Source organism: Paenibacillus sp. 481, assembly GCF_021223605.1.
In the GTDB taxonomy this organism is placed as follows: domain Bacteria; phylum Bacillota; class Bacilli; order Paenibacillales; family Paenibacillaceae; genus Paenibacillus_B.
In genome coordinates, this window is the sequence record NZ_CP075175.1 from 2,811,267 (window position 1) to 2,822,893 (window position 11,627).

Genomic DNA, 11,627 nt, shown 5'->3' on the forward strand with positions numbered 1-11,627 from the left:
ATGTTTGAGAGAGGGATTTCTCAAAGGCTAAGTTGGATTAAAGAGCTTGAGAATATATACCAATATATTCTTCAAGCTCCTTCGTTTGACCTTTATGAGGAGCACGCTGCTACTATCGACGATCTCTATGAAAAACTATCTTGTGAAGAGTTAACTGAAATGGAGAGAGCTAAGCTAGTTTCTCTTTATAACATGCATCAACAAATTGTAGATGTTATTTCTAAAGAATTAGCGGAGTTGAAACAAGAGCAGCAGATGTTTGAGCGAAAAAAAAATGCATCAACTAAATATAATCAATCTCCATATTCAAGTGATGCATATTTTTTAGATAAAAAAAGATAAACAGGAGGGTCTAGTATGAACAAGCTTTTTCCGAAGCTACTTAACGTATTTTTGGTCTTACTTCTTGTGACAGGTAACTTCTCAGGAATAGCGATGGCCAACGTAACACCTGAACAAAATCAAATTGTTCAAGTAACTAAAGAAGTAAACCCAACCGATATTCTTGAAGGTGGGGATGCAGAAGTTACTGTAAAAGTGAAGGGTAGTAGTCCTGTAAATTTTGTTATGCCCAATGATATCATTCTCATCATTGACCGTTCTGGAAGTATGCATCCCAGAAACAATGCTGGTGAGGATAAGATGGGTAATGCTAAATTATCAGCCCAAGGTTTTGTTGATTTAGTTGATTTCACTAAGCACAGAATTGGTGTTGTTGATTTTAGTACTACAATTAGTGAACTTGAAATGTCCACAGATAAAAATAATATCAAAAATTACATTGGCAATATTCAAGCCGATGGAGGAACAGCAACAGGCGATGCGATTGCTAAATCACGTGAAATCTTAAAAAATCATCGTCCAGATGCTCAGCCCGTAATTGTACTTATGACGGATGGTAAGGCAACCCACATAAATGGAAGAAATGATACTAATGCTGCTAGTAAGTTTGCTCTTGAACAAGCAAACGCTGCAAAAGCGGAAGGTATCGTATTTTACACCATTGCCTTGTTAGATAAAGGAGATACTGACCCAACTGGAAGTCCGCAAAACTTGTTGTTGAAAGAAATGGCAACGACAGCGCGTCATCATCACTTTGTCCTTGGTTCAGTAGGTCTTAAAGAAATATATGCAGCTATCGTAAAAGAGATTGGTTTGGCAAGTGCATATGATGTTACAGTGCAAGACTTTGTAGCACCTGGTTTTGAAATTGTCCCAGGATCGTATGAGAATAATATTCCAAGACCTGTGGTGAATGGAAATCAAATAACGTGGAAGTTTAATGAGCTAAAAGAAGAGCTTTTAACTTTTACATACAAAATTCGTCACAAAAAAGGAACTCCGGTAGGAAAATTGCCTGTAGGCGATAAAGATATCGATGTTGCCTATACAGATTATTTAAAGCAAAAGCACCAAAAAACAGTTGCACAGCCTTCTGTAACTGTAGGCTACCCTGCGCCTATTATTTCATTGCTTGAAAAGGATAACGGATTAATAGAGGGTGGAGAAAAAGTTATCATCACGGGTGAAAACTTCCGACCAAACCCTAAAGTTATGTTTGGAACAACTCCTGCACTTCAAGTGGAGTATACAAATTCATCTAAACTAGTAGTAACAGCGCCTCCTGGAGTTCAAGGAAACGTTGATTTGACAGTTACTAATGATGATAATCAATCAGCAAAAGCAGTATATCGTTATTATGCTCAACCGGAGATTACTTCTGTAACTCCTAACGAAGGTCCGGTTCAAGGTAATAATGATGTGACCATTAACGGTAAACATTTTATGCAAAATGTTAAAGTGCAATTTGAAAATAAGCCAGCTACTGTCATTTCTGTTACGGACACAATGATCAAGGTAAAAGTTCCAACAGGTGACAAAAACGGCACAGTAAGTGTATCTATCGAGAATGTAGATGGTACTAAAGCAGTATTGAATAATGCTTACAGCTATGTAGAAGGTCCTGCTATTACAACTATCACTCCAAATGTAGGTACAAAACTGGGTGGAGAAACAATAACAGTGACTGGTACTAATTTTAAAGATGGTACTGTGGTTAAGTTTAAAGAGCAAGCTTTGCAGACACAGTATGTTTCACCAACTGAGGTGAAAGCTGTTACTCCTGCCTGGGCTAAAGCAGAAGCAGTTGATGTAACAGTTGCTAATCCAGACGGGCAATTCAGTGTATTAAGTGGAGGATTTACATATGAAAATCCGACTCCAATTCTGACATCAGTGTCTCCTAATCAAGCACGAACTAACGAAAGTGTGTTTGTAACAGTAAAAGGAGAGCACTTCCTTTCTGGTGCTGTAGTAAAGTTTAAGGACAAAGAAGTTGTTACAAGTCTTATTGATTCAAATACTTTACGCGTGACATCGCCAACATGGACTATTGAAGAAACAGTTGATTTTACAGTAGTTAATCCAGATGGTAAGCAAGTAACGCTGACAAAAGGTTTTTCTTTTGTTTTGCCTGAACAATTTAAAGCAACGGCAATTACTCCAGCTAGTGGCTCATTAACTGGTGGTGAAGTAGTTACGATTACAGGGGAGAAGTTCCCTAGCAATATCTCTGTCTATTTCAATGACAAAAAGTTGCAGCTTCGAAATGTAGCAGATACTAAAATTATGTTATCTACACCAACTTGGCCTACACCAGGAAAAGTTGATGTGAAGTTAGTAGATGGCTATGGACGTGAAGTGGTTCTCGCTCAAGCGTACGAATACTTAGCACCTCCTAAACCGGCTGCACCTACACTAACAAGCGTTACACCGAACACATCGTTAATAGCGGGTGGTGTACTTGTTACAGTGAAAGGTGAGAACTTCCAAGACAAGGCTGAGTTGTGGCTGAACGCTAAAAAGGTAGATGCAGTATCATTTATTGATAAGACTCAATTAAGATTTAGAACACCAGCATGGAATAAAGAAGAAGTTGTAGACATTAAAGTAGTTAATCCAGATGGACAAGAAGCTATATTGTCCAAAGCGTTAACGTATGCTCTGCCTGAACAATTTAAAGCAACGGCTATTACTCCGGCTAGTGGCTCATTAACTGGTGGTGAAGTAGTTACGATTACAGGGGAGAAGTTCCCTAGCGATATCTCTGTCTATTTCAATGACAAAAAGTTGCTGCTTAGAAGTATAGCAGATACTCGAATTACGTTTTCTGCACCAGCTTGGGCAACAGCTGGTAAGGTAGATGTGAAGTTGGTAGATGGTCACGGGCGTGAAGGGGTTCTTGCTCAAGCGTACGAATACTTAGCACCTCCTAAGCTAGCTGCACCTACACTAACTAGCATTACACCAAACACATCGTTAGTAGCAGGTGGTGTACTTGTCACAGTAAAAGGCGATAACTTCCAGGACAAGGCTGAGTTGTGGCTGAATACTAAAAAGGTAGATGCAGTATCATTTATTGATAAGACACAATTGAGATTTAGAACACCAATGTGGAATAAAGAAGAAATTGTAGACATTAAAGTAGTTAATCCAGATGGACAAGAAGCTGCATTGTCCAAAGCGTTAACTTACGTATTGCCTGAGCAATTTAAAGCTGGGGTGGTTACGCCAGCAATGGGTCTTTTAGCGGGTGGAGACGATGTAAGCATTACGGGCGAGAAAATCCCACAAGATATTTCAGTTTACTTTAATGATAAGAAGCTGACATTAAGATCTGTAACGGAAACAAAAATCACATTGAGAACACCGGCTTGGGCAACAGCTGGTAAGGTAGATGTGAAGTTGGTTGATGGTCACGGACGCGAAGCTATTCTTGCTCAGGCATATGAATACCTTGCGGCACCTAAATTGCCTGCTCCGGTAATTGCGAGTGTTTCTCCTAATTCAGTATTACCTACTGGAGGGACTTTCGTTGTAATAAAAGGAGAGAACTTCAAAGACGGGGCTGAAATATGGTTGAACGGTACGAAGCTTCCGAGCATTTCGGTACTTGATGCAACTCAATTACGCTTTAGAAGCCCGGTTTGGACTAAAGAAGAGCATGTAAGTGTTAAAGTAGTTAACCCAGACGGACAAGAGGCTATTCTAGATAAAGGGTTACATTTCCAAGCGCCTGTACTTGATCCTGCACCAATAATAACGAAACTGAATCCAGCTAAGGGAGAAATTGCTGGTGGATACTTTGTTATAATTGAAGGTGAAAACTTTACTTCAGGATCTAAAGTATTCTTTAATGAGAAGCCGTTGGCAGCATCTTTCTTGAGTGCTAAACAATTGCGTATCACGGCTCCTGCATGGGCAAATCCAGAGGCTATAAATGTAAAAGTGGTGAATCCAGATGGGCAGGAAATCATCGCTGCGGGTGGTTTTGAGTATGTTCCGCCTGCACCAAAACCTGCACCGAAAATTTCTAAGATCGATCCGGGCGTTGTTCCATATACGATCAGCACGTTTGTCGTAATTAATGGTGAAAACTTTAATAACCAGACAACTGTTAAAATAAATGATGTTAAAATTGCGGCATCTTTCCTGTCTGACAAACAATTGCGTATTAGAACGCCACTATGGTCAGGCGTAGGAAAAGTTACAGTTAGTGTAACGAACCCGGACGGTCAGAGTGACTCGGCTGTAGATGGCTTAGAATTTATCTTGCCACCACCACCAGCAATTCAGACTATTTCACCGAATAGTGCTCAGTTCGACGCAGGGGTATTTGTTCATATAAATGGTTCAAACTTTACGCCAGCATCCAAAGTGTATTTTAATGATACACTTCTTCCAACAAGCTATTTGGGAGATACTCAATTAAGAGTACGTACGCCAGTATGGCCAAGAGCTGAATCTGTGACTGTTCGAGTTGTAAACGAGGATGGCCAAGAAACTTCAGTTCTTGATGGATTTACATTTAAACCTGCACCACCAAAACCAGCTCCAGTCATTACTACTGTAACACCAAATACGGGTGCAATTAGCGGAGGATATTTTGTATTTGTAAATGGTGAAAACTTCATGGATGGTGCTAAAGTCTCGGTTGGAAATGCAACTGTAGCCGCTTCTTTCTTAAGCAGTAAACAGCTAAGATTTAGAATGCCAAGTACAGCTGCACCAGGTGCAATCGACATTAAAGTTATTAATCCAGATGGTCAAGAAGTTGTATTGAGCGGAGGATTTACTTTTAATTAAAAAATATGACTTTCAACAGGTGTCTGAGCAATCAGGCACCTGTTTATCTAATGATTTAGAGTAGGTGATTAGTTACAATGTTTCCTATTACAGCATGCATAATGACTCGGGACGAGGAAGACGTCATTGCAAATTGCATTCATTCAATTCGTCCTTATGTCCAAGAAGTCCTTGTCTTGGATACAGGCTCTACAGACAATACGATCCATATTGCTGCATTAAACGGAGCAAAGGTAGTTTCTTCAGATTGGGAGGATCATTTTGCTTCTTCTAGAAACAAAATGATCGAGTTAGCAAGTCAGCCTATTATTTTGATGCTTGATGCGGACGAAACAGTAAGGGATAATCTCCAACAGCAATTTCAACAAGTTGTTCATGAGCTACTTAATAACTCCTCTTTAGTAGGAAGAATAAAGATTGTGAATCGAATAGGAGATAATGAGGAAGCGATATCAAGTATTTCGAGAATTTTCACTAAATCCAACAGTATTCATTATGTAGGCAGTGTGCACGAGCAACTTCGATTAAAAGATGGCAGCAGTCCAGATGTATTTGACTCAAATATTATTGTCGATCATGAAGGTTACTCGTTAAAGCGTCTTAAAGAGAAGAATAAAGTGAAGCGAAATGCCGAACTTCTGTTGAAGGAACTGGAGATTAATCCTTCTGATGTGTATGCACTGTTTCAGTTAGGGAGAACATACGCCATAAGTGAAGAGCATGACAAGGCTTCGTATTATTTAGAAAAAGCTTATCAGTTGTCAAACGGAGCCTATTCCTTTGACAGTACGATAATCCAGACGTATGGATGGACGTTGCTTAAGACGGGACAACTATCAAAACTATTGCAAATCCTTCAAACTGGCATAGGGCGATATTCCGATCTAACAGATCTGTACTACTTATATGGTTGCAGTCTAATAGAGATGAAAACGGAACAGGCGCTTGCGTTAATTCCCCAAGCGTTTCAAAGCTGTCTAGAGTTAGGAGAGGTAGATTCTAGTAAGTATGAAACGGTACTAGGTGTGGGGACATTTAGGGCTCATTATAACCTGGGAGTATATTATGAGATAACAGGTCAATACAGCCTAGCTAAAGACTATTACCATTTAAGCGCGGCTCAACAATTCCAACCAGCTGTTCAGAGATTGAATCTATTAGTAAATAAATAATGTATCCATTTAGTAATTATGATCAGGAAGAAGGTAGTATTCATGGTGAAACATATCACCCTATTGCCATTGTATATGAAGGAGTTTTCATGTATAGGCGGAGATTGTGAGGATACGTGTTGCGCAGGTTGGGGTATTACACTAGATAAAAAAACATATAAAAAATATCAAAAAATAAATCATCCGGAATTAAAAGGCAAGTTAGATAGCAGCATGGAGCGTATAAAAAATGCCGATCAATCAGGTAATTGTTATGCAAAGATTAAATTAAACAGTAGTTCGAGTTGCCCTATGTTAACGGAAGATAAATGGTGCCAAATTCAAGCGGTAGCAGGAGAGCAGGCTCTGTCACCTACTTGTACAACTTATCCGCGTGCACTAAATATGATGGATCAACATTTTGAGCTATCTGCTAAAGTATCTTGTCCAGAAGTTGCTAGGCTCGCATTATTAAAAGAAGATGGAATCGATTTCGAAGAGATGGAGTTTGAAATCAATGAAGGCTGGATGATCCAGCAAAAAAAATCATCGGCAGATACAAGTAGATTTAATCATATGTTTTGGCCAGTTCGAATGTTTGCTATTGAAATTATGCAGAATCGGGCGTTACCGGTATGCGATAGACTAATTGTATTGGGATTGTTTGTTGATAAACTACAATCCGAGATAGAGCTGAATGGAGACGCGGTAGTCCATGATGTTATTGAGTCATACCGTTCTCGTCTGCAAAATGTTCAATATTTAAAATCAATACAAGAAATAAAAGTGAATATTGATGTTCAAATTCATGCCTTAATAGAAATGGTTCAATTCCGATATAAACATGGATCACCGTACACTCGTTACAATACTTGTTTTGATGAGATGATTGCTGGGTTCCAAATGACATCAGAATTCGATAATTTGACGGAAATATCAAATGCATATTCAACCAACTACAAAGAATACTACCTTCCATTCATGGAAGATAAAGAATATATTTTCGAAAATTATATCGTTAACTATTTGTATAACACCATGTTCCCTAATTATCAACATAAAAACCTTTTTAATGAGTATATCGTTCTTGCGTCCGTTTACTCGATGCTTAAGATACATTTGATAGGCATCTCTGGTTATCATAAAAAGCTTGATACGGATATCGCTATCCGCACTATTCAAACGTATGCCAAAGTTGTTGAGCATAACAACATGTATTTAAACAATATTCTTAAACTGTTGGCAAACAATAATTTTAATACAATGGCGCATATCGCAACTCTTGTAAAAGATATTAAATAATAAGTAGGGGTTTTGCGATTTCTTTTTAACATGCCGAACAATTACGGGGCACGCTAAACTTCTAAGCTTCGTCATGAAATTGCCGAGGAGTTGCTTTAAATTACACTTAATGAGGGGAGGTAATTCATTGATTAGTGTAATAATGCCTACGTATAACATGGAGCAATATATTGAAGAGTCTATTCAAAGCATGTTAAATCAAACGGAGAGATTGTTTGAGCTCATTATCGTTGATGATGGTTCCACAGACTCAACAGTAGATATAATACAAAAGTTTGAGGACGATAGAATTAAATTATTTATCTTTGATGATCATAAAGGCGTTTCTGCTGCACGAAACTATGCAATAGATCGAGCAGAAGGTGACTACATCGTTTTTCAAGATGCCGATGATATATCATTACCTAACCGACTCCAGCAACTTAAGGAGGCATTTAATTCAGGTGATATTGTCTTCGCTCATAGTGATTTAATCTTATTTAACTCGGGTATAGAAAATGATTTATTTAGATACGTTAGTTCGATGCAGTTAGCACATACAAAAGCGACGAGATTTTTCCTCAAAATAGGTTCTCCTTTTCACGGTGCAACATTGATGATACGGAAGGACATTGCACAAAGCATAAAATATGATGAATCTTTAACTGTAGGAGAGGACACAGATTATATATATCACCTTACTAAATTAGGGAATGGTGTCCATATTCCAGTAGCGCTTTATTTGTATCGAAGACATAGCTTGAGTACGACATATAAAATAGAATATGACCGATATATTGCGCATGTTGAAAAGTTTTTGAACAGCCATGAATGGACTGACTTAATACCCGAAGCTAGTAGTGGGGCGGAAGCAAGAGCCATAATTTCATTGTTTTTATATCGTAGAGGACTAATACCACTATCTCAAAAGTACTATGATGAAGCTGTGAAAATGGCACTTGCACCGTATGAAAAAAATGTTATTAGCGGATTAGGTTATTTAATGCTAAATAAATTAAATGAAGCATTACATTATTTGGGGAACTATGCTAATTCAAGCGCTGTAGCTTGTAATTATATAGGGGAGATATTTGCACAAGATGGAAACAGAGGTGCTGCTTTTGAGTATTTTAGGAAAGCTCTAGTCTTGGCTCCTAATTATAATGAGCCCCTTGAGAATATAAAAGCAATAAGTGCTGCGAAAGAGCATACTATGGTGGACACAACTTTTAATAAATTTACAGGGAAATAAGCTGTATATTCACAGCGGAGCCATATTAGAAATAGAGCATAATATGGCCCGCCACTTAATATGAAGTTTGCTGTTGTGTTAACACATAGTATGGTGACTGTTTAATTGTTTGGCCGTTAGTAAATCTGTTTCTCTGTAAATATGAAAGGCTGGAAAATGTGTATCAACAAATAGCTCTATTCCGAGTGCTTCAGCGCGGATACAAAAGTGACGATCCTCTCCACGGATGCTAAGATTTTTTATCTCACTAAAGTTAACCCCTTTTAATAGGGCGTCTTTTGAGATTAATGTACATGCCCCTAAGCCACCCACTCTGTAAGTACCAGGTATTCTGAGCATTGAGATAAATTGATTTGTTCGACTAATCACGGACTCTTTATCTAATTTTTCGATTCGTGTAGATTCATATAAAGTATAAAAATCTTTCAGCCAAACTTGAGGTAGTTCAATAGAATCTGCTTCACTCCACTGGGTCCAAAAAATATTTGATACGATATCTTTCTGAGCTTTAATTAATTGTAATAAGGTTGCAGGATTGAGCACTAGATCAGAGTCTATAAGAAATAAATAATCATAATTATTCGTTATGGAAAACTGGATGATGTCATTCTTGAAATGAGCTACTTTCCAAATTAGCTCCTCTTTCCAATGATGTTTATCAGCATCGCATTTGTATTCATCTGCATAATAAGAAGGCATGTGATACACTTTATTTCGTTGTGCGAATCGCCTCAATAAATCACTGGACTCAGAAATAATATTATCATCAATAAAAAAATAGTGAATTTCTACATCATCTGCTTGAAGATTGGCTAACGAAGTTAAAAACTCTTGTAGTATCTCTGGTCTCTGATGTACAGGACTACCAATCAGAACCCGAATTTTATTATTAGTGAGTGCCTCTGAATCTTCACTGTTTAGTTTATTAATTTTACTTAGGCAATCGTTGGTTGATTGCTCGTCTTTGGAAAGCGACATTGCCTTTTTATAGTAGTGTTTTGCCCACTGTCTCTCACCGAGTTCGTCATATACAGCGCCTAAATTATATAAAATATCACTATTGTTATTAAATATAGAATATCCTTTGAGTAATTTATGTAGAGAATCCTCTTTTTTATTTTGAGAGAACAATAATACAGAGTGTAGGGAGAGAATGTCGGGGTCCAACCCTAATTTATTTTCATACTCATGTATGATTTCCTCAGCTAAATCAAAGCTTCCCTGCTCAATCAAATACGATAATTGCTCTTTAATATTCTTTTTTATAGTTAATATATGATTTTCATTCATCAAGAAATCTCCTCAATTGAGAAAAATTATATTATTAATATATATCGGTTATTAGCGTGTGCAATTAAGAGTTTTTCGTAAAAGTACAAGGTGGAATTATTTCCAAAATTTAATTGACACCGCTTCCATCAGGTGATATATTCGAAATTGTGAAGGGTATAAACTTCACGGTATATGAAGATGAAGGGATGTTATCTACATGCAAGGTAAAGTAAAATGGTTCAATGCTGAAAAAGGCTACGGCTTCATCGAAACAGCAGAAGGCAACGACGTATTCGTTCACTTCTCCGCTATCCAATCCGACGGCTTCAAGACTTTGGAAGAGGGTCAATCCGTTGAGTTCGACATCGTTGAAGGCGCTCGTGGTCCTCAAGCAGCTAACGTAATCAAATTGTAATCATTTCGGCGATTGCCGCGAATTATATATGATTCCGATTAGCTATAAACCCTTGGCATCTTGCCAAGGGTTTTATTGTTTTGAACGCCTTATTCCCATCACGCTGCGCACTTCAAAACTATCATTAACACGTTCAGTTACAATGACTCGTTTTAACCCAGCATCTAGTATTCCGTACGTCGAATCCTCTTACTCCGGTACAAGCACGTTGTCCGTTATCCATCCTCCTTAACTTAAACCTAGGCCCTTGCTTCTTCCGTTTTCCGGCCTTCATCACACTCCTTCCTGCACGCCCAATCAGTACCGTTTCAGCAGCGGACATACAGGGTACAAAAGACTACGCAAACAACTGTACAAATCTTTGCGCAAATCACTACAGAAGTGTACACAATTTGTAACCGTTGTTTTGATTCCTGACACCTGCCTATGGTATAATAGAGACACAAAAGGAGGAGTGCCCTATGAATTTCAAAGTTCGAGGTCAACACATCGAGGTTACGGATGCTTTGCTCGATTATGTCGAGAAGAAGTTAAGCCGGCTAGAGAGGTATTTTGAAACTCCCCTTACATCTGATGTCAATGTGACGCTGAGCGTTATTCGCGATTTGCACATTGTCGAGGTGACAATTCCACTGCCTAACTTGATGTTGCGGGCAGAGGATCGCAGTAAAGACATGTACTCATCTATTGATTCGGTTCTAGACAAGTTGGAGCGCCAAATTCGCAAGCATAAGACGAAAGTCAACCGCAAATTGCGTGTAGCTGGCAGCGTGAATCAACTGTTTGCCGAAGATGCAGCGGCGCAAGTGGCTGTAGATGAGCACGAGGACGAGTTGGAAGTCGTTCGGATGAAGCGTTTTACGCTGAAGCCGATGGACGTGGAAGAAGCTATTTTGCAAATGAATATGATAGGACATAGCTTTTTCGTCTTCTCCAATTCGGATACAAAGGAAGTCAGTGTCGTGTATCGTCGCGATGACGGACGTTATGGATTAATAGAACAAGGCTAAGCACGGTGCTGCAGCTGATCCGTAAGCTCTAAAGCTAAGCATTTAAGGCTAAGCTAGACAGAGTAAGTCGGATTAGCGGCGTGTACACCGTATATGATAAG

Annotated in this window: 8 protein-coding genes; 7 read left to right on the forward strand and 1 reads right to left on the reverse strand. The window is 38.5% G+C overall.

Features of this window, described 5'->3' with window-relative positions; all coding sequences use genetic code 11:
• The 5 genes from KIK04_RS12330 to KIK04_RS12350 all read left to right on the forward strand — a co-directional run bounded on the left by KIK04_RS12330 (position 1) and on the right by KIK04_RS12350 (position 8,829).
• The gene (locus KIK04_RS12330; protein WP_232278511.1) at positions 1-342 is read left to right on the forward strand and encodes a hypothetical protein; all 342 of its coding nucleotides are present in this window, start codon (positions 1-3) and stop codon (positions 340-342) included.
• 15 nt (positions 343-357) lie between these two features.
• On the forward strand, positions 358-5,145 hold the full coding sequence (locus KIK04_RS12335; RefSeq protein WP_232278512.1) for an IPT/TIG domain-containing protein: 4,788 nt from the start codon (positions 358-360) through the stop codon (positions 5,143-5,145).
• A 101-nt stretch (positions 5,146-5,246) separates the two neighbouring features.
• Entirely contained in the window at positions 5,247-6,317 is a 1,071-nt protein-coding gene (locus tag KIK04_RS12340; RefSeq protein ID WP_232278513.1) for a glycosyltransferase, read from the forward strand.
• Between the two features lie 42 nt (positions 6,318-6,359).
• Positions 6,360-7,598: a flagellin lysine-N-methylase gene (fliB, locus tag KIK04_RS12345; protein ID WP_232278514.1), complete on the forward strand. Its 1,239-nt coding sequence runs from the start codon at positions 6,360-6,362 to the stop codon at positions 7,596-7,598.
• Positions 7,599-7,740: 142 nt separating this feature from the next.
• Entirely contained in the window at positions 7,741-8,829 is a 1,089-nt protein-coding gene (locus tag KIK04_RS12350; protein ID WP_269671029.1) for a glycosyltransferase, read from the forward strand.
• A 78-nt stretch (positions 8,830-8,907) separates the two neighbouring features.
• Here the strand turns inward: KIK04_RS12350 and KIK04_RS12355 are convergent, their stop codons facing one another.
• A complete protein-coding gene (locus KIK04_RS12355) occupies positions 8,908-10,119 on the reverse strand; it encodes a glycosyltransferase family 2 protein (RefSeq protein ID WP_232278516.1) in 1,212 nt (403 codons plus the stop codon).
• A gap of 199 nt (positions 10,120-10,318) precedes the next feature.
• On the opposite strand from KIK04_RS12355, the gene KIK04_RS12360 reads away from it, so the two are divergent.
• Together KIK04_RS12360 and hpf are read left to right on the forward strand one after the other, a co-directional pair.
• A complete protein-coding gene (locus KIK04_RS12360) occupies positions 10,319-10,516 on the forward strand; it encodes a cold shock domain-containing protein (protein ID WP_232278517.1) in 198 nt (65 codons plus the stop codon).
• A 461-nt stretch (positions 10,517-10,977) separates the two neighbouring features.
• On the forward strand, positions 10,978-11,526 hold the full coding sequence (gene hpf, locus KIK04_RS12365; protein ID WP_232278518.1) for a ribosome hibernation-promoting factor, HPF/YfiA family: 549 nt from the start codon (positions 10,978-10,980) through the stop codon (positions 11,524-11,526).
• The last annotated feature ends 101 nt before the right edge of the window (positions 11,527-11,627 follow it).

Coding starts and splice junctions, on each gene's coding strand:
- KIK04_RS12330 (WP_232278511.1), top strand. CDS start 1: ATGTTTGAGAGAGGGATTTCTCAAAGGCTAAGTTGGATTAAAGAGCTT.
- KIK04_RS12335 (WP_232278512.1), top strand. CDS start 358: ATGAACAAGCTTTTTCCGAAGCTACTTAACGTATTTTTGGTCTTACTT.
- KIK04_RS12340 (WP_232278513.1), top strand. CDS start 5,247: ATGACTCGGGACGAGGAAGACGTCATTGCAAATTGCATTCATTCAATT.
- fliB (WP_232278514.1), top strand. CDS start 6,360: ATGGTGAAACATATCACCCTATTGCCATTGTATATGAAGGAGTTTTCA.
- KIK04_RS12350 (WP_269671029.1), top strand. CDS start 7,741: ATGCCTACGTATAACATGGAGCAATATATTGAAGAGTCTATTCAAAGC.
- KIK04_RS12355 (WP_232278516.1), bottom strand. CDS start 10,119: ATGAATGAAAATCATATATTAACTATAAAAAAGAATATTAAAGAGCAA.
- KIK04_RS12360 (WP_232278517.1), top strand. CDS start 10,319: ATGCAAGGTAAAGTAAAATGGTTCAATGCTGAAAAAGGCTACGGCTTC.
- hpf (WP_232278518.1), top strand. CDS start 10,978: ATGAATTTCAAAGTTCGAGGTCAACACATCGAGGTTACGGATGCTTTG.